Raw genomic sequence first — 19,783 nt, 5'->3', positions numbered from 1 at the left:
TCTCTCAAGCCTAGTTTTCTTCATCGTCACAATAGTGATGGTCATATAGCGCCATAATTTCATCTACTTTAATTCGCGAAGCACCTTTCTGGCTAATATTTCTTTGCACAGATATTGTGGCAAGCTTTGCACCACGATAAAGCTCTCTGGTCAGCGCAATGTCATGATTACTGATCAGCACTGGAATATTGCGTTTATGGGCTGTATGACGTGAATGTCTGGCAAGTAATGCCTGATCATCTAAACTAAAGCCTGGACCTGCGTAGGTAGTAAAACTTGCGGTGGTCGATAATGGAGCATAAGGTGGATCACAATAAATAACATCGCCTTCTTTTGCTAAAGCGAATGCACCTTCATAACCAATACATTTAAATGTGGCATTTTTGGCTTTAGCTGAAAAATGGCGAATTTCGGCTTCAGGGAAATAGGGTTTCTTGTATGAGCCGAAAGGTACGTTAAAGCCACCTTTGCGGTTATATCGACACAAGCCATTGAACCCAAAACGATTTAAGTATAAAAAATATACCGAGCGGGTAAAAGGATCACGGCTCAAATTAAAATCGGTACGTATCTGATAATAAGCTTCTTTGTTATTCATTTCAGCAACAAATAATGCTTTGGTCGCCTTGATATAAGCATCTGGCTTTTGCTTTACTATTTCATAAAGATTAATCAAATCTTGATTAATATCGCATAACAAGTAGTCGTCATAGTGGGTATTTAAAAACACTGAGCCAGCACCAACGAAAGGTTCAACTAGTCGCTGACCTTTTGGTAGATGTTTCGACAATTCATCGACGAGTTTAAATTTTCCACCCGCCCATTTTAGAAAGGCTCTATGCTTTTTTGTCATAAAGTAAGTTACTTGCTGCCAAAATTAAAGCTGGAGATTGTACTCTGTTTACACTTATTTATCATCGACTTTCCAGTTCAATTCTATATTCGCTTAAATCGGTCCACTTTCTCACCCAAGGAGCACTTATGCCATGCTCAGCTTGTAACCGCTTAGCCTGTTGTTGAGCCTCCTGTGGAGAAAAATACTGACCAAACAACAACACATAACGCTGCTTATGTTTAGCGATATAAACAGACTCTTTATTACCGATTTTAGTTATTATCGATTCTAATGATTTCTTATCTATTACGCTGGCCAACTGAAGCGTATAGCCCTTATTAAGTAGATCATTGTTATCATTTATCTTTGTGAGCACTGGCTTGCGAACATCTTTCACAATACTTGGCATATCCGAACTAGCGGCTTTCGGTTCAGCTGCAGAGCTTTCAGCATCAGCGATAGACTCGTTGTTATTAAGCGCTGTCGAGCCTATTACAAGCTCAGTCCCCCTACTGTGACTCACCTTTTCTATCCCGGGTAGTTTAATGCTCTGTATCGCAAAAGGGGAATGAGTTTGATTATTTTTTGTCGCTGGCTTAATAGATGATATCAATGTCTTACCATAGAATACGATAAAGGATTCAGCGCTGTCTCGTTGTTGCTGCTGAAGTGCGGTCAATTGCTTCTGTGGCAGGGTTAATTCTACTCGATTAAACCTTGGCTCATTTTTAACAAAGTAGCCCATTATTACCAATACAGCCACAAGCATTAACAACGAGGCTAATTTGATTTTCATCCCCCAAGCAGGGCTATTTTGTTTCGGCTCGGTTATCGCTAATTTTAATAATTCAACGACTTCAAAGGGTGTTCCAGCTTGATTCTCCAGCTGACGATGAATAATATCTCTCGCGATAAAAGAGGTACTACCGGATCTCATTAGTAAGCTTTGATATAAACCATCCCGCTCTGCTATCGGCAATGGCTCAATGGTAATAGGCAATAATAACTGACGCATGTCATTGGATAGCTCAGCCATTAATTTTGAAAGATAAGAGGAATCCATTGCCATAGTCACTGAAACATTTGAGCCGCCACATTGAATTTTTGATAGCAGAATGCATTCTGCCCATAAGGTTTTTGGCAATAAATGGGCATCATCAATAATGATATGTAAGGGTTTAGTCAACGTTGATTGAATACGCATAATGGTATCCATCAGGGGGATTTCATCGTCGAAAATAGGCGAAGAAATTAATTGAACCAGAATTTTACGTCGGATCTCTGCTGAAGCAGCATGCTGAGGGCAAAGGACAAGCGCCGAATTATAATCATCAAGTTCACTGGCTAGTGCTGCACTTAAGGTAGATTTACCCGATCCTTTTTGGCCACATAATAACAGTAACTGTCCACTATAGCTGGCGGTATGCTGAAGTCGCTCAACGAGCTCTTCTTGGGTTGGCAGTAATAATAATGCTGAAGTCAAAAAATCCACCACACGTCAATTATGCGCGGTTGATCACCCGCTCAAGTAAGTCTTCACTAACATCACTGAAAACGTCTGCCTGACCTAAAGCAGTTGGCAAAATTAATCGAATCTTACCAGCTAATACTTTCTTGTCACGGCGCATATGCTTAATAAAACTATCAAAATCCATCGACTTAGGCGCATTAACGGGTAGGTCAAATGCAACAAATAAATTTCTAATACGACAAACTATTGACTCATCTATCAAATCAAGTTCTTGCGCAGTCAATGCAGCAAGAATTGTGCCTGCTGCGACAGCGTCACCATGCAGCCAAGTACCATAGCCCATTTCAGCTTCTATAGCATGACCGAAGGTATGACCAAGATTAAGTAACGCCCTGACTCCGCGTTCCGTTTCGTCTTGTGTGACGACATCAGCTTTAATCTGGCAGCATTTGGCTATGGTATATTCCAACGCCTGTGTATCTAACGCTTTTAACGCGGCGACATTTTGCTCTAACCAAGAAAAAAACTCTCCATCCCAAATAATGCCATATTTGATGACTTCTGCCATACCAGCAGAAAATTCATTAGCAGGAAGGGTTTTTAAGCAATTGGTATCAATGATAACGCTTTTAGGTTGATAAAATGCGCCTATCATATTCTTGCCAAGGGGGTGATTTACAGCCGTTTTGCCGCCAACAGAAGAATCAACTTGAGACAATAATGTCGTCGGCACTTGAACAAAATCGATTCCACGCTGATAACATGCAGCCGCAAAACCGGTCATATCGCCGATAACCCCACCACCCAAAGCAACGAGAACTGAATCACGAGCAAAATTACCCTCTAGCAAAGCTGAAAAAATAAGATCCAGATGCTCGAGATTTTTGAATTGCTCGCCATCAGGCAGAATAATTTTTTCAACTGACGCACAAGACACCATTGCCTGTTCCAATGTAGATAAGTACAAAGGGGCAATAGTGTCATTGCTAACGATGAGTATATTCTTGTTTGCAAGGTAACGGCTAAAAAGCGCGCTATCATGCATCAAATTCTGGCCTATATAAATAGGATAACTTCTATCACCTAAATCGACCTGAATTTGTTGCATTGCTTTACCTAAAAACCGAGTTGCTCAATTATTTGATTTGCGACAATTTTCGCACTTTGTTCGTCTGTCTTTACGATGACATCGGCAATCTCTTCGTACAAAGGATTACGCGATTCTGCTAAGTTCTCAAGAACTTCGCGTGGGTCATCAACTTGCAGTAATGGACGACGTTTATCACGTTGCGTACGAGCAACTTGTTTATCGATAGTCGTCTCTAAATACACCACAATTCCGCGAGCAGAAAGATAATTGCGAATATCTTTACTCTGAACTGAGCCACCACCAGTTGCTAACACAATACCTTGCCTCTCTGAAAGATCGGCAATAACTTGCGCTTCACGACGACGGAAACCTTCTTCACCTTCAACATCGAACACCCAAGCGATATCAGCGCCTGTACGTTGTTCAATCTCGTGGTCAGAATCGTGGAATTCTAAATGCAGCATTTGAGCCAAATGACGGCCAATTGTGCTTTTACCTGCGCCCATAGGGCCTACTAGAAAAATATTACGTTTTTCAGCCATTTCGTATACGTCTGAATCTTATATAAAAGAATGCCTGATCGACTAAAGATACAGCCGACCGCTTAAAATATTACCTTGCTCTACTGAGACTTGACGGAGGATTATCTCAGCTTAAGGCTACTGCTGGCAAGTGATGGTGGCAATTATATTCAATAAAAGTCCATAATGTAGCCAAAAGCAAAGGCCAGCTAAGAGTTAGCTGGCCTTTATCATTTTATTGTATGTTATAACTTTTCAGAAATAATCTTAGGGGTCACGAAAATCAATAGCTCTTGGCGTTCGTTTTTATCAGATGTGTTTCTGAATAAGAAGCCAACTAAAGGTATATCGCCTAGAACTGGCACCTTGCTCACTCGGCTAATTAAGTTCTGTTGGTAAATACCACCCAATACAATCGTCTCACCGTTATCCACAAGTACTTGGGTACCAATGCGCTGCGTATCGATAGACACAGCCTCACCTGTAGGGGTTTGCACCGTTTTACCCTGTGAATCTTGGGTGATTTCTAGATCTAAAATCACACGGTTATCGGGGGTAATTTGTGGGGTAACACGTAACGACAACACAGCTTTCTTAAAGGTAACCGATGTTGCACCACTTGACGCTGACTCCACATAAGGAATCTCAACACCTTGCTCAATATAAGCAGCCTTTTGATTTGAGGTTGTAATACGTGGGCTTGCAATAATTTCGCCTTTGTTTTCTTGCTCTAATGCACTTAACTCTAGGTCAAGCACGGTACCATCAGCTAACTTTGCCACATGGAAAGCAATACTTGTTGGGTTCGAAATCGCCGCAGGCAAGTTAACGTTTAAGCGATCATCTAAGCTTGGAACAAGCCCACCAGCTATGCTTCCCGCACCTTCAAGTGAACCTGAAGAGCCTTTAGTACCCTGCTGATCTGTGATGCCCCAGCGAATACCTAAGTCTTCAGAAACATCATCTTTAACAGTAACCATACGTGCTTCGATTAGCACTTGTTTTATAGGGATATCGAGCACTTCTATTAAACGATGAATACTTTCTAAAATCTCTGCAGTATCTTTCACCAATAAAGTGTTAGTACGTTCATCAACTGCTACACTGCCACGGGTCGATAATAAGCTGGAGTCTGTACCTTTTAATAGCTCAGCAATATCGACCGCTTTAGCATAATTAATCTGTAAGTACTCAGAGTATAATGGTGCTAACTCTTTTACTTCCTGCTTATTCTTAAGGTCGTTACTTTCACGGATAGCCAATTCTTCACTCGGCGCAACCATCAAAATATTACCTTCAATACGTTTATCAAGTCCTTTGGTTTGCAAAATTAAGTCTAATGCCTGATCCCAAGGTACATCATCTAAACGTAGGGTAATATTTCCTTCGACGGTATCACTCGTGACTAGGTTGAAATTATTATAATCAGCAATAATTTGCAGAACAGTTCTGACTGAAATATTTTGGAAATTTAATGATAAAGAGCGGCCATTATATTTCTTAGCCTCTTTAGCAACAGATACTCTTTCTATTTTATCGATACTAACAGTAAATACATTACCATCTTGCTTGTAATTGTATTCATAGTTGCCACCTACATCGACTAACACTCGTGAGGTTAAGTCTTCTTTAAATGTTTCAAAACTACTGACTGGAGTTGCAAAGTCCTGAACATCCATGACATACAATAAGTCATCACCGATATTAGTGTTATATAATTTAATTTCGAGCTTGGCACCAACCTGCTCGACATTGGCAGCCACAGAGCGATTGCTGAGATTAAATAATAATTCTCCGCCACCTTTTGCATTTCTTCTAAAATCAATACTTTGTATCGAATTCACAAATGGATTATCAGCACTAGAAGGCCCTGATACCGCATCGTTAATCGTTAATCGATAAGTATTACCCTCAATTTTACCCTGATAAGGCTTAACACTTTTGAGCGCAACAATAACTGAAAGATCACTGGCTTGTTGCTGAGCTGTTAGATATTTCACACCCACACTATCGATCGGTAATTTATCTTTCGCTAAGCTAGAGATGGTGTCATCAAAGTTTAAAATAATTTCGGCCGGATTGGCTGAAAGGTCCACTGTAGGGGAAGTGATTTCAGACTCGAATACCAGCTCTAATTCTAATTGATGATCGACAATTGAATGATATTTCACATCCAATAGGCGATTAGCCGCAAAAGCACTCGGCAAGGCAAAAATTAATAGCACTGACCCTAGAAGGGTTTTTATTATTGATGAATTCGTCATTGATTTTCTCATCGCGGCAGAAGATTTCATTATTCTCTCATCCTTCGCATGGTTATTTGCCAGATAATTCTAAGTTGCTAGGACGTTCAGCCCAACAACCTGAACCATCAGGAATTAATTCTATAATTTCGATATATTGGGGCGTTACATTTGAAATGCGACCATGATAAAGCCCTAAATACTCGCCCACACCCATACGATAAACATTAGCATCGGCTGATTCGATTAATGCCCAAATACTATCGTCTTCACTTAACGTACCACGCATTCTTAAATTATCTAGCGCGTAGGTTTCCAATCTGCCTTTACGTCTTGCCAAGTCGGGTTGTAAACAGTCTTTTGAGGTATCAATAACCTCTTCGGTTAACTCTCTTGAAGGCGGCACAAAAGGGCTGCGCATTAATTCAGCTTGATATGAAAAATGCTCAAACTTTGGTGTTTCTGTTAGTGGTGGAATACGGGCAACATGCTGTGCTTTAGTGGTCGTAACAAACAACTCTAAATCACTGCGGTCACCAATACAGCCTGTCAATAACAAGCTAACACCAATAAAAACGGGTAAGAGTTTCATTTAATTCTTCCCCTTAGCAATTTCTTTAGGTAACTCTGCACCTTCTTTAAAGCGATAGGTTTTAGCTAAAATAGCCATAGACAAACCACCGCCCTCTTTGTAGGTAATAGTAAAATCATGCAAACTAACAATACGTGGGAGCTTTGCAACACCACTAACCATATTGCCTATTTCATGATAATCACCCTCAACATTTAACCTAATAGGAAATTCGATATAGAAATCACGTTCAATTTCATTATCCCAGTCTAAACTGTTTATTCTTAAACCCGCATCGGTTGCTGCAAAAGTTATATCATCAAGTAATCCTGGCATTTCATTTTCAGAAGGCAGCATTTTTAATAACTCGGCAAATTGCATTTCCATGATAACAAGTTGTTCGCGGTATAACTTTAGATTAGCAGCTAATCGATATTTAGTCTCAAAATCAGCTTTTAATTCGATTTCTTTATTTTGTTCTGACTCCATTACTGAAATGGTATCGGCAATAAACAGATAATAACTGGCACCAATAACGCATATAGATAAGAACGCTGCAAAAACGAGCTTGACTAACTTAGGCCAGCCACCAATATTTTCAAAATCAATATCATTAAATTGGTCTAAATCTAAATTCATTTTTTCGCTCCTTGTTGCATATCAAGGGCTTGATTACCGAACTGATTAGTAATAGACACTTTTAGCTTGAACCGCTGCAATTGGCGTAATTCTTCATTTTGAGAAATAATAGACTGCATGCTTGGATCAGATAAATACTCAGAAGTTGTCACTTTCCTCATCATATTTGCAACGTTATTATTTGACTCGCTGCGACCTTCAATCCAAAGGGTGCTGCCTTTTTTCTCAATACTCGATAAATAAATGCCTGGTGGAACGATCCTAACCAACTCATCTAATACATGAGTGGGTAAGTTACGAGATTGCTGAAGTGCTAAAATAATTTCAGTTCGACGTTCAATATCTTTTTTACGTTTGGTTATTTCGCTAATTTCTGCAATCTGAGTATCTAATAAGGAAATTTCAGACATTAAATAACTATTACGCTGACGTTGATCATCGGTCACTAATTCAATGTAACTAATAAACAAATAGACTAATAAAGATGTCACTAGAAAGACTAGTGCAAGGATACCAATAAAGTCACGCTTTTGTTTTTCCCGTGCTTCTTCTCGCCACGGGAGTAAATTTATGTTCGCCATTGAGCGTAACTCCTCAGCGCCAAGCCACTTGCTACCATGAACTTATTAATTGATGGCTGTAATTGGGATTTAATTGCTTCATCGGCATACAAACAGCCTTGAAAGGGATCCGCGACAATGGCATAAACGCCAAGTTCATTAGTTAATACGGTTGCCATACCTTCTAATCTACCGGTTCCGCCACATAACACCACGTAATCCACTTTGTCACGGCCACTGGCTGTGCAGTAAATCTGTAAAGTACGCTTTATTTGTTGCAGCAGTTGAGTTTGAAATGGGGATAACACTTCAAACATATAGTTTCTAGGTAAGTTACCACTCACTTTAGCTAATTCAGCTTCGGCATGGGACATACCATAAAATGATAAAATAGACTGAGTGAATAGCTCCCCACCAAATGCTTGCTCACGAATAAAAGTCGTTTCACCGCGTTCGACAACGGCAAATGTAGTGATATTAGCACCGACATCTACCATCGCAATGGTTTTGTCTTTAGCGCCTTCTGGAAGTTGTGCGTAAATCAACTCAGCTGAGCGACCTAACGCATACCCTTCAACATCAACCACTTTCACATCTAATTCGACAGCATCTAAAGCATCAACACGTGAGTCAATATTTTCTGTACGACAAGCACTGAGTAAAACATCCACCTTTGTCGGGTCGGTGCTGTTTTGACTCAGAGTTTCGAAATCGATACTGACTTCATCGAGTGAATAGGGGATCAAGTTATCTGCTTCGATTTCAATTTGTGCTTCCATCTCTTCTTCACTCAATGAAGCATCCATGTAAATCACTTTGGTCATAACCGCGGACCCAGAAACAGCGACAGAAGCGAACTTCACCCCTTTGGGCAAAGAACGTTTCACTTGTCTTAACGATTCTAATACGGCTTCAGAATCGCGAATATCATGATCGGCAACGGCACCTTTTTTAATTGGCACAGTTGCATAATTTTGAATTTTATATCCATCAGCAGTCTTACTAAGCAATATGGCTTTTACTTCATGGGAGCCAATATCGACCCCCACCATTTGCGGAGCTTGACGCTTCCATAATTTAGAAAGCATATTCCGTCATCACAATTCTTTTATTGTTTTAAAATATAGTAGCACAAAATCATCTCGTTACACTTATTTGTACAAAATGTTTCTATATTGTACAAACACTATTTTTTTGTTTATACGTTTTTACTTCACCAAAATGGTTGCGGCTTATATACTATCGCCCTATTTAAGTTTTTTTGGAATACATGCGTGAAGTGGTTTAAACGATTAATAATTGCTTTTTTTAGTCTTTCTTTACTTGGTGTAGGTGCTATTGCTGCAGCATATTTTTATGTTTTACCTGACTTACCTGATGTTAACTCACTAAAAACAGTTCAATTACAAACACCACTGCGTATATATAGTAGTGACGGCAAACTCATTTCTCAATTTGGTGAGAAACGTCGAGTGCCTGTTGAGTTTGAAGACGTGCCACAACAGCTTATCAATGCTGTACTTGATACCGAAGATGCGAGATTTTTTGAACATAAAGGTATTGATCCAATCGGTATTATTCGTGCTGCAACAATTTTAATTACTACAGGCAAAAAAAGCCAAGGTGCGAGTACTATAACCCAGCAAGTTGCTCGAGGCTTTTTCTTATCAAACGAAAAAACATATATTCGTAAAGTAAAAGAAATTTTTCTCGCGTTAAAAATTGAAAAAGCCCTCACTAAACATGAAATTTTAACCTTATATTTAAATCGCTCATTTTTAGGAAACCGCGCATACGGTGTTGGGGCAGCGGCGCAAGTTTATTATGGTAAGAACTTAAATGAGTTGTCATTACCAGAAATGGCAATGATTGCGGGCTTGCCTCAAGCACCATCAGCGGCCAACCCAATACGTAACCCCGCTAGAGCTCAAGCACGTCGTAACTGGGTATTAAGCAGAATGTTAGAGAAAAACAACATTACTGAGGCAGAATATCAAGAAGCGATTGACGCCCCGCTTACGGCACGATATCACGGTTCAGAAATTGACTTATATGCCCCATATATTTCTGAAATGGCCCGCGATTACATGATCCAGAAATACGGTGAAGAAGCGGCTTATACCAATGGCTATAATGTTTACACCACTATTTCATCTGATTTACAGTTAATGGCTCAGGATGCATTACGAGATAACGTATTCGCATACGATCAACGTCATGGGTATCGCGGTCCAATTTCGCAACTCTGGACAGGAACGCCACTTGGTCGTACTGAGATTATTGAACAGTTAGCCCAAACGCCACCAATGCAAGGTATTTTACCTGCAGCAGTAATGTCTGTTACAGATCAACAAGCAAAAATGATGCTTGCTGATGGTTCTGAAATAACCATTGAATGGTCAGGATTAAAATGGGCACGTAAATTTATCACTGATAAACGTCAAGGTTTACCGCCTAAGCTTGCTACTGATGTTTTATCGCGGGGACAGCAAGTCTATGTGCGTAATAACGGCAGCTTTTGGCAATTATCGCAAATTCCTGAGGTTGCCAGTGCCACGGTAAGTTTAGACCCATTTGATGGGGCTATTCGCACACTGGTTGGTGGATTTAGTTTTAGCAAAAGCCAGTTTAACCGAGTGACCCAAGCTAAGCGTCAACTCGGCTCAAATATTAAACCATTTATTTATGCTTCGGCCCTTGAGAAAGACTGGACTCTTGCGACCTTAATTAATAATGCGCCTATTAATAAGCCTGATACTCGCCAAGGCACTGCATGGCGTCCTAAAAATTCGCCAGATATCTATGGCGGGCCAACTCGACTAAGAGTAGGTTTAGCTCAATCGATTAACGTTATGGCGGTACGCGCGCTTCGTCATGTAGGTTTACAAAATGCCACTGATGAACTGGTAAAATTTGGCTTTGATGCTAAAGATTTACCCCGTAATGAATCTTTGGCTTTAGGCTCACCTTCGGTGACACCTTTACAGGTAGCCACTGCGTTTAACGTGTTCGCCAATGGCGGTTATTTAGTTGAACCTTACTTTATCGACCACGTAACAGATTCATACGATAATGTCATTGAGCAAGCATCTCCTACTCTGGCTTGTTCATCCGGTTTAAATGAGCAAACGATTAGCGAGCCATCTGACGATGAGGCTAGCAGCGATTTTTTTGCTGCAATGAATCAAGATTTATCAGCCGCTAATTCAGATACTGAATTAGTCTGTAATCGTCAAAATGGCCGCTATGCTAAGCAAGTTATTTCAGAGCAAACTGCCTTTTTGATCACCGAATCGCTTAAAAGTGTTATATGGGGTGGCGGAGATTGGAGTAAAGGTACTGGTTGGAATGGTACTGCGTGGCGTGCATCTAAGTTACTTAAACGCCATGACATTGCAGGTAAAACAGGAACAACCAACGAATCTCGTGACACTTGGTTTAGTGGATTTAACCCTACGTTAACTTCGACATTTTGGGTAGGATTTGATGACCACGGCCGTCAACTAGGGCGTGCCAGTTGGATGGCTAGCGGTGCTCCTGATCAAATATCAGGCGGAGAAGCCGGCGCAAAAACCGCTGGCCCTGGCTGGAATGACTTTATGAATAAAGCATTAAAAGGCACAACCGAAGTATCGGCTGAACCACCAAAAGGCATTATCTCTGTTCGTATTGATTTAGAAACAGGTAAGCTCACAAGAAAGACTGATCACACAACCGCATTTGAATATTTTGTTGCTGGCACTGAGCCCAAAGAATATGCGATAGAAACTCAAAGCTCTGGTGAGACATTTATTGATAGCGTTGCGGAAGATTTATTCCAATAGCTAATGATGAAAATGATAAAGCCGTATTCAGTTAAAACTTAATACGGCTTTTTTATGTTCGTTTGAATATGAGAATCGATTAATTATGGCAATAGTCGTTGATGTAATTCGGTTAATGAGCCAACTTGGTAGTGAGGTGTAATATTACTATCAGCCATTACACCCGCAGAGTTTAACCAGCAAGTGTCAATTCCGGCATTAATACCGCCCAGAATATCTGACTGTAATGTGTCCCCAACCATTAACACTTGATGCTTTTCAGGATGGCCCATTCGTTCAAAAGCATGATCAAATATCGCTTTATCGGGTTTCGCTTTTCCCACTTGCTCAGAAATAATCACTTGAGAAAATGCCGTCTCCATACCGGTTTTTTGCAGGCGTATTTGTTGAAGCTGAGTAAAGCCATTGGTAATAATACCTAAATTAACTTTACCCACTAAAGCATCAATAAGCGTCCTAGCACCAGGTAAAGGTTCGCAAATGTCGGCCATTGCCGCCAAAAAACCATGATTTAACTGCTCAGGCTGAACGGTTAGCTTTATTCCCCACTCAACAAATCGCTGCGTCTGTAACGTTTTGGCGTCAATAACGCCATTTTGGTATTCAACCCAAAGAGGTTTATTTACCTTTTGATAATGGTCAAAATCTGCATGACTAAATTCAACATCATATTTTGAAAATAATAACTTCAGTCCAGCAAAAGCATCAAAATGAAACAAGGTTTCATCGGCATCAAATAAAATCCACTGATATTTTGAAATATGCATTAATTACATTCACCCATTAATTGATATGTTGAGTTAACTGATAATTACTCGAAAAGTGGTTTTAATTTGGCTTCTTGCCCCAGCAAACTTTTAAAAATCGTTAACTGGTTAGCTGCACGATCTAAATTATGATTAGGTCTGTGAATACTAAAATAAGCATCGCCATTGATATGATCGGCTAAAAAACGACTGCCCAACATCAATGCCATAACTTTTATACCTAGCCATAAACTCCGTTTTTCTATTGGAGTAATGATCCCTTCTAATGCTTTGATGTAGCTTTCACTGGCCGCAGCAATAATCTCTGGCCGTGCAATTACCTTATCTAATGCAGTGGAATCTTCTTCCTCTGGCGAACAAAAAGCACGCACCATGTCACCAAAGTCATACATCAAATACCCTTTCATGCAGGTATCCAAATCAATAATGGCCATACTTGACATATCACGCTCATCAAACAACATGTTGTTGATTTTGGTATCATTATGACAAACACGCAAAGGTAATAGCGATTCAACCTGCTCAAGCTCATCAAATAACGCATGTTGACTAAAAACCAAATCAACCCAATATTGGCATTCTGACAAACGTTGGCATTTATCATCACCTACCGCTTGCTGTAGCTGTTGTAGTCTAAAAGGAAAATTCAAAAAATCTTTAATAACATCATTAATGCAATCTGGGTTGAGTGAACTCAATGCCGCGACAAAATGACCAAAGGCTCCGGCAGCCATTTTTGCTTGTTCGGTGTTAGTAACCACTTCAATAGTATGGCTATTTGGCAAGTAAGTTATCGCCCGCCAATAGCCGTCATCGCCAAGATTAATAGCATATTGTTTATCTTGCGCGCTAACAGGCTTAACAACTTGTAATTGATAATGGCCTTGTTCAACTTGCTGTTGAAGATGTTCACTGACATGTAATGCATTTTCAATCAGTAAATTTGGCTGGGTAAATACATCAGTATTTATTCTTTGTAAAACAAATTCGCCCTTGGGCCAACGTACTAAATATGTCTGATTAATGTGTCCATTTCCAAGCGTTGAGATGGTGACTTTATCTAAACCAATACCAAAATGAGGCAGCACTTGCTGCCTAATAAAATCACTCACTCATACGCTCCATATTCTTTTTAAGTTATATCGTATTAATTATATTCAGTTAATCTGTCGGTAGATAATCAGCAAACTCTTGATGCTGCATTAACGTAGCTTGACTGCCCTTTAAGCTAAAGTCATAGCCACAAAGCTTAAAACTACCACGCATTGCAATATGATTAATAATAGATTTGTTATCTAAAGGTGAAAAACGCGCTTCAGTGGCCTCATCGCTCATTAAATCAACACTAATAGGCCTATATTCACTGCCATCGTTAAAAACGAGCTCACTACAGGTTTTATCGCCTTGGGCGGTATCGAGTCGCCAGAGGTTTTTTGCCGTATCTGTATCACCGAGCCAGCGCACAATAAATATGCTGTCTTGCATGACTATCCAGAAACCATCAGGCAGCTTAGCGCTGACTCTGTCGATTTTTTCTGATTGGGTAACGTTAACCTTGGCAATATCTTTTTCATTACTGTCACCGCTATTAGTAAGACTGACTAGCAACCATACGATTAAGCCCGATACCAGTAATACACCTAACACCTTAGCGCCCAGAATCACTGGAATATGATGCTCCTTTAAGCGATTTAACCAAGATTTGATTAACTCAGTCACCGAGCCGGTATCAAGCGCATCACGATCAACATCAAAACGATGAGATGCCTGCCAAGATTGCTTAAAAGCTGACATTGACTCGGGTGCTTGATCAATTGCAGAAAAACGCATTGATGCGACTAAAGGTTCGTCGGTAGTATCAATGTCGATATGTTTGCTGTTTGTATGTTCGGTTTCATTAACCTCAACTTCTGCATGATCAAATGAGGCATGATGCGCACCTATATCTGAGACTTCATTTTGCCCCCGCTCATCATCAGCAACATGATGCACTTCAGCAGCCATCGGTTTAACATCCGCACGAGCAGCCTGGCCAAAAACCTGTGGTTCACGGCGTTTTCTCACGCCACCTAATTCCGACTTAACCTGTGCTTTAGGGCCATAATAACCTTCAACATAAGGCACTTTTTGACTAATGGCGGGAAAGAAGCTAATAAAAACACTACAAGCAATACCTAATAAACCTACTCCTGCAATAGCAGCAAAAGGCCAAAACAAATAACAACTCAATACAAATAATAAGTGTGGCAAGACAGCAAGTAACACCCAAAAAATGGGTCTACCTGCATCATGTAAACGTCTGAGCGCAGACAAGCTAATCACTGTCGTTGTTAGCAGTGCTGCAAATAAAATAATCATGCTTTGCGGGAAAACTATCCCGACTAAAAACAAAAAACTAAAACTGGCTAAAATGATGGCCAAAAAGCGGAAGGCATTGTCGCGGCCTTGATAACACCAAAGCGTGTTTAACTGCATGAAAAATCCTTGAATCGTAAGCAAGGCAACCCGTTTGGGTCGCGGGGGTATTTTAGTATGAATCTGTATAAAAAGAGAGTACTGAATTTCAATCTCAATCGGCAGAGATTTTATGGCTATGTAGGCAGTTTTTGTTGAGTTATAATATTAAACTTTCTTAACCGTATTGTGAGAACAGCAAAACTATGAGTACTCTTGGAAATCTTTTTATTGTGTCAGCCCCTAGCGGTGCAGGAAAATCGTCTCTTATCTCCGCACTTTTAAAAGATAATCCCAGTGATATGCAAGTATCTGTATCTCATACCACTCGCCAACCACGACCAGGTGAAGTTAACGGTCAACACTATCATTTTGTTACAGTTGAACAATTTAAAGCGTTAATCGCTGAAAATGCCTTTTTTGAATGGGCTGAAGTATTTGGTAATTACTACGGTACGTCACGCACTGTTATCGAACAAACCTTAGCCAAAGGTGTAGATGTTTTTTTAGATATAGACTGGCAAGGTGGCGAGCAAGTTAAAAAGCTCATGCCTGAAGCCGTTGGGGTATTTATTTTACCGCCATCAAAAACCGAACTTGCACGCCGTTTAACCGGTCGTGGCCAGGATAGTCAAGAGGTTATTGATAGTCGTATGGCTCAAGCTGTCTCAGAAATGTCACACTATACTCAATATGATTTTGTGATCATTAATGATAATTTCGACACTGCATTGGACAATTTAAAAGCCATCATTAGTAGTCAAAGATTAACCTGTGCTAGTCAGAGACACACTCACAATGATATGCTTGTCGATCTATTGGCAAACTAATTGTCTTAGTGTACAATTTTGCGTCATTTTTTCCCCATAGATAACACTGGAGTTTCCACACATGGCTCGCGTAACTGTAGAAGACGCTGTAAATAAAATCGGCAACCGTTTTGATATGATCCTGGTTGCAGCGCGTCGTGCACGCCAAATCGCTGTGCAAGGTAAAGATCCAATGGTTGAAGAGATGAATGATAAGCCAACGGTTATCGCTTTACGCGAAATCGAATTAGGTTTAGTCACCTCTAATACTTTAGATGCTGATGAGCGTCAAACTGTCCGTGAACGCGAAGCTGCTGAAATAGCTGCGGTTGCCGCCATTGCGGAAGGTCGTGTAATTTAAGGAGTAGCGCCACTTGTATCTGTTTGAAGGTCTCAAAGAATCAGCTTCCGCTTATTTAGAGCCGGAGCAAGTAGAATTACTCAAGCAGGCCTATTTGGTCGCGCGCGATGCCCATGAAGGGCAAATGCGCACAAGTGGCGAACCTTACATTACCCATCCGGTTGCGGTTGCTCGCATCCTTGCAGACATGCGTCTTGATTATGAGACGTTAATGGCTGCCCTACTTCATGACACCATCGAAGACACCCCTGTCACCAAAGAAGAGCTTGCTGAGTTATTTGGTGTTGATGTGGCGGAATTAGTCGAAGGTGTATCAAAGCTAGATAAGATCAAATTTCGCGATAAGAAAGAAGCGCAGGCGGAAAACTTTCGTAAAATGATGATGGCCATGACCCAAGATATTCGGGTTATTCTTATCAAACTGGCTGACCGAACCCATAACATGCGCACCTTAGGCGCGCTGCGTCCTGATAAACGTCGTCGCATTGCCCGCGAAACCCTTGAAATATACGCACCTATCGCCAACCGTCTTGGTATTCATAATATCAAAATAGAGTTAGAGGATTTAGGCTTTCAAGCCTATTACCCAATGCGATATCGAGTGATCAAAGAAGTGGTTAAATCTGCACGAGGAAATCGTAAGGAATTAATCATTGGTATCGAAGGTGCCATTGAAACGCGATTAGAAGATGCTGGTATAGCAGGCAAGGTCAAAGGCCGAGAAAAAAATCTTTACTCCATTTACCGTAAAATGTGCAACAAAGAGCTGCAATTTGAAGAAGTAATGGACATTTATGCCTTCAGAGTCATCGTTGACAGCATTGACACCTGTTATAGAGTTCTCGGCGCCATGCATGGATTATACAAACCCCATCCAGGCCGCTTTAAAGATTATATCGCCATACCTAAAGCCAATGGTTATCAATCATTGCACACCTCGTTATTTGGACCCCATGCAGTGCCAGTTGAAGTGCAAATACGCACCGAAGAAATGGACCAAATGGCTGATAAAGGGGTTGCCGCTCATTGGATGTATAAAAACAAAACCGATGCTAGCCAGCAAAATACCACCCAGGTCAGAGCCCGAAAATGGATGCAAAGCTTGCTTGAATTACAGCAAAGTGCGTCTAGCTCATTCGAATTTGTTGAAAACGTTAAAACCGAACTCTTCCCTGACGAAATTTATGTATTCACTCCTGAAGGCCGTATTTTAGAGTTGCCGGTTAATTCCACCGCTGTCGACTTCGCCTATGAAGTGCATACCGATGTGGGGAATACTTGCGTTGGCGCAAAAGTGAATCGCCAAGCTTACCCACTAAGCCAACCGCTAATTTCAGGCCAAACGGTTGAAATTATTACTGCAAAAGGTGCACGCCCTAATGCTGCATGGCTTAACTTTGTGGTAACCGGTAAAGCTCGCGGTAAAATTCGTCAAGTATTGAAAAGTTTAAAGGGTGACAATGCCATCACACTTGGACGCCGCTTATTGAATCATGCATTGGGCGAAACTAAGTTTGACAGTATTCCTGCAGATTTGATCGAAAAAGTTATCAAAGAAACCAAACATACTAACTTAGATTCATTGTTAGCCGATATTGGTTTGGGCAATGCGATGAGCATAGTGATAGCACAGCGCTTACTCGGCCAAAAGCTAGAATCACACAACAATAAAGATGGTCATGCCATGCCAATACGTGGTGCTGAGGGCATGTTAGTTACCTATGCAAATTGTTGTCGTCCAATACCTGGTGATGCGGTTATTGCCCATGTCAGTCCGGGTAAAGGGTTGGTTGTGCACATGGAAAGCTGCGCTAATATCCGTGGTTATCAAGGCGAACCAGACAAGTATATCTCTGTCCATTGGGATAATACTGAAGGGGTTGAATATCATGCTAACTTGCGCGTTGAAATTGTCAATCATCAAGGTGCATTGGCAAAAATCACCTCGATTATTGCTTCAGCAGGGTCAAATATTCATAACTTGAGTACCGAAGAGCGCGATGGCCGAGTGTACTTAATTAATTTGCGTATTTCGGTCAATGATCGGGTACATTTAGCCAATGTGATGCGCCGTATCAGAGTACTTCCAGAAGTACTACGTACCTCACGCAACAGATAACCCTTATATAAATTATTATAATAAACAACAAGAGAGCACAAGATGGCTGAAAAAATTATCATTGCTACTGACAAAGCACCGCAGGCGATTGGCACTTATTCTCAGGCTGTAAAGGTCGGCACTACTGTTTATCTATCTGGTCAAATTCCGTTAGACCCTAAAACCATGACCATGGTAAGCGATGAGTTTTCTGCACAGGTTGTGCAAGTATTTGAAAACTTAACCGCGGTGTGTGACGCTGCTGGCGGAAAAATGTCAGACATAGTGAAGTTAAATATCTTCTTAACCGACTTGTCACACTTTACCACAGTGAATGACATTATGAGTCGCTACTTCCAACAGCCTTACCCAGCGCGTGCTGCTATTGGGGTAAAAGAGCTACCAAAAGGCTCATTGGTTGAAATGGACGGCATTATGGAGCTATAAGCTCCGTCATTAACGTCCAATATTACTCAGTATAAAGGGCGCTTATGCGCCCTTTTGTTTACTTGTTGTTAGCTAAAATTTTACCGAATATTTATTATGAGCCCTGAACGTTTCGCCCGTATTAATCAAATGCTAGACAACCGCCAGGTTGATCTCACTTTATGTTTAGATACCGTCCATAAAACCCAAAACATTGCTGCGGTTATTCGCACCGCAGATGCCGTGGGTATACATAAAGTTCATGCGGTATGGCCTGATGTTCAAATGCGAGTATCAGGCAATACAGCCTCTGGGAGTCAGCAATGGGTAAAAACCATAGTGCATGACAACATGAGCCAAGCGGCTTCTCAGTTTACTGCTCAGGGCATGCAAGTGCTGGCAACCAACTTCTCTGACACTGCCGTCGACTTTCGCGACATAGACTACACCAAACCAACGGTGATCATCATGGGCAACGAGCGTGACGGTGTCAGTGATGAAGGGCTAGCGATTGCTGACCAACATATTATTATCCCTATGCTTGGTATGGTGCAATCGCTGAATGTATCGGTCGCTTCTGCATTGATCATGTATGAAGCACAACGCCAGCGTGAACAGGCAGGCATGTATGGCACTCGTCATTTAGATGAAACTTATTGCCAGAAAATGTTGTTCGAGCAAGGCCATCCAGTTTATGCAAAAGCCTGTCGACGTAAAAATATCCCTTATCCGAAAATTGATCAGCAAGGACAAATAGAAGCTAATGCTACCTGGTGGCAAAGAATGCGAGAACCTGATCCGAATGCTGATTTAGTTATTTGATCGTTAAATTTATAAAGTACCATTGCTGCTATCAATTGCCTGCCACAGGCTTTGGCGCAAGCACTTCTGTGTCACGCTGCACTCTTTATATAGAATAAGTCCCTGTAAGCTCGACGATTTTAAACAACATCCTTGTTTAACTGCCAGTTCGGCATCCATGACTCTCGCCCATAGCGTTTCATACCATGAAAATTCGCCCTGCCATCGACGGCCACAGCCGCGCTTGCACCCGATATTCTATCTCTTCGATTTAGCCTCATTTGTGATAAAGCGCTAAGTGTTTGATGAATGC

18 protein-coding genes are annotated in these 19,783 nt (G+C 41.0%); 6 read left to right on the top strand and 12 right to left on the bottom strand.

The window, feature by feature from the left end; all coding sequences use genetic code 11:
* Nucleotides 1–10: 10 nt before the first annotated feature.
* The 9 genes from ACRWQM_RS01465 to ACRWQM_RS01425 all read right to left on the bottom strand — a co-directional run bounded on the left by ACRWQM_RS01465 (nt 11) and on the right by ACRWQM_RS01425 (nt 9,018).
* The gene (locus ACRWQM_RS01465) at nt 11–853 is read right to left on the bottom strand and encodes a Dam family site-specific DNA-(adenine-N6)-methyltransferase (protein ID WP_434927409.1); all 843 of its coding nucleotides are present in this window, start codon (nt 851–853) and stop codon (nt 11–13) included.
* A 61-nt stretch (nt 854–914) separates the two neighbouring features.
* Nucleotides 915–2,318, bottom strand: a complete 1,404-nt coding sequence (locus ACRWQM_RS01460; RefSeq protein ID WP_434931014.1) for an AAA family ATPase — start codon at nt 2,316–2,318, stop codon at nt 915–917.
* Nucleotides 2,319–2,337: 19 nt separating this feature from the next.
* The gene (gene aroB, locus ACRWQM_RS01455) at nt 2,338–3,414 is read right to left on the bottom strand and encodes a 3-dehydroquinate synthase (RefSeq protein ID WP_434927411.1); all 1,077 of its coding nucleotides are present in this window, start codon (nt 3,412–3,414) and stop codon (nt 2,338–2,340) included.
* 8 nt (nt 3,415–3,422) lie between these two features.
* A complete protein-coding gene (aroK, locus tag ACRWQM_RS01450) occupies nt 3,423–3,938 on the bottom strand; it encodes a shikimate kinase AroK (protein WP_188842299.1) in 516 nt (171 codons plus the stop codon).
* Nucleotides 3,939–4,162: 224 nt separating this feature from the next.
* Nucleotides 4,163–6,211: a type IV pilus secretin PilQ gene (locus ACRWQM_RS01445; protein ID WP_434927412.1), complete on the bottom strand. Its 2,049-nt coding sequence runs from the start codon at nt 6,209–6,211 to the stop codon at nt 4,163–4,165.
* Between the two features lie 22 nt (nt 6,212–6,233).
* Nucleotides 6,234–6,752 (bottom strand): pilus assembly protein PilP, encoded by a 519-nt coding sequence (locus tag ACRWQM_RS01440; protein ID WP_434927413.1) that lies wholly within the window; start codon nt 6,750–6,752, stop codon nt 6,234–6,236.
* Nucleotides 6,753–7,370 (bottom strand): type 4a pilus biogenesis protein PilO, encoded by a 618-nt coding sequence (locus ACRWQM_RS01435; RefSeq protein ID WP_226412818.1) that lies wholly within the window; start codon nt 7,368–7,370, stop codon nt 6,753–6,755.
* Complete coding sequence (locus tag ACRWQM_RS01430) at nt 7,367–7,951, bottom strand: PilN domain-containing protein (RefSeq protein ID WP_226412816.1); 585 nt, start codon at nt 7,949–7,951, stop codon at nt 7,367–7,369. Before ACRWQM_RS01430 ends, ACRWQM_RS01435 begins: the two co-directional genes overlap by 4 nt.
* Entirely contained in the window at nt 7,939–9,018 is a 1,080-nt protein-coding gene (locus tag ACRWQM_RS01425; protein ID WP_434931013.1) for a pilus assembly protein PilM, read from the bottom strand. Before ACRWQM_RS01425 ends, ACRWQM_RS01430 begins: the two co-directional genes overlap by 13 nt.
* Nucleotides 9,019–9,204: 186 nt before the next feature.
* On the opposite strand from ACRWQM_RS01425, the gene ACRWQM_RS01420 reads away from it, so the two are divergent.
* Nucleotides 9,205–11,754 carry a penicillin-binding protein 1A gene (locus tag ACRWQM_RS01420; RefSeq protein WP_434931012.1) on the top strand — a complete coding sequence of 850 codons (2,550 nt, stop codon included), beginning with the start codon at nt 9,205–9,207 and terminating at the stop codon, nt 11,752–11,754.
* Nucleotides 11,755–11,837: 83 nt separating this feature from the next.
* On the opposite strand, the gene yjjG is transcribed toward ACRWQM_RS01420, so the two are convergent.
* The 3 genes from yjjG to ACRWQM_RS01405 are packed head-to-tail and all read right to left on the bottom strand — an operon-like array spanning nt 11,838 to nt 14,996.
* Entirely contained in the window at nt 11,838–12,521 is a 684-nt protein-coding gene (yjjG, locus tag ACRWQM_RS01415) for a pyrimidine 5'-nucleotidase (RefSeq protein ID WP_434927416.1), read from the bottom strand.
* A gap of 44 nt (nt 12,522–12,565) precedes the next feature.
* Nucleotides 12,566–13,633, bottom strand: coding sequence for an aminoglycoside phosphotransferase family protein (locus tag ACRWQM_RS01410; RefSeq protein ID WP_434927417.1), 1,068 nt, complete (start codon nt 13,631–13,633; stop codon nt 12,566–12,568).
* Nucleotides 13,634–13,682: 49 nt separating this feature from the next.
* Nucleotides 13,683–14,996: a DUF805 domain-containing protein gene (locus tag ACRWQM_RS01405; RefSeq protein WP_434931011.1), complete on the bottom strand. Its 1,314-nt coding sequence runs from the start codon at nt 14,994–14,996 to the stop codon at nt 13,683–13,685.
* Between the two features lie 185 nt (nt 14,997–15,181).
* Between ACRWQM_RS01405 and gmk the strand changes: the two genes are divergently transcribed.
* The 5 genes from gmk (at nt 15,182) to trmH (ending at nt 19,491) form a co-directional block, all read left to right on the top strand.
* Entirely contained in the window at nt 15,182–15,805 is a 624-nt protein-coding gene (gene gmk / locus ACRWQM_RS01400; protein ID WP_226412804.1) for a guanylate kinase, read from the top strand.
* A gap of 61 nt (nt 15,806–15,866) precedes the next feature.
* Nucleotides 15,867–16,145 (top strand): DNA-directed RNA polymerase subunit omega, encoded by a 279-nt coding sequence (rpoZ, locus tag ACRWQM_RS01395; RefSeq protein ID WP_188735731.1) that lies wholly within the window; start codon nt 15,867–15,869, stop codon nt 16,143–16,145.
* A gap of 13 nt (nt 16,146–16,158) precedes the next feature.
* Nucleotides 16,159–18,264, top strand: a complete 2,106-nt coding sequence (spoT, locus tag ACRWQM_RS01390; RefSeq protein ID WP_434927420.1) for a bifunctional GTP diphosphokinase/guanosine-3',5'-bis pyrophosphate 3'-pyrophosphohydrolase — start codon at nt 16,159–16,161, stop codon at nt 18,262–18,264.
* Nucleotides 18,265–18,306: 42 nt separating this feature from the next.
* Nucleotides 18,307–18,690: a RidA family protein gene (locus tag ACRWQM_RS01385; protein WP_434931010.1), complete on the top strand. Its 384-nt coding sequence runs from the start codon at nt 18,307–18,309 to the stop codon at nt 18,688–18,690.
* Nucleotides 18,691–18,786: 96 nt separating this feature from the next.
* Nucleotides 18,787–19,491: a tRNA (guanosine(18)-2'-O)-methyltransferase TrmH gene (gene trmH / locus ACRWQM_RS01380; protein WP_434931009.1), complete on the top strand. Its 705-nt coding sequence runs from the start codon at nt 18,787–18,789 to the stop codon at nt 19,489–19,491.
* The last annotated feature ends 292 nt before the right edge of the window (nt 19,492–19,783 follow it).

Source organism: Shewanella sp. HL-SH5, assembly GCF_051163755.1.
Lineage (GTDB): Bacteria > Pseudomonadota > Gammaproteobacteria > Enterobacterales > Shewanellaceae > Shewanella > Shewanella glacialimarina.
This window is presented reverse-complemented; position numbering and strand designations above follow the sequence as displayed.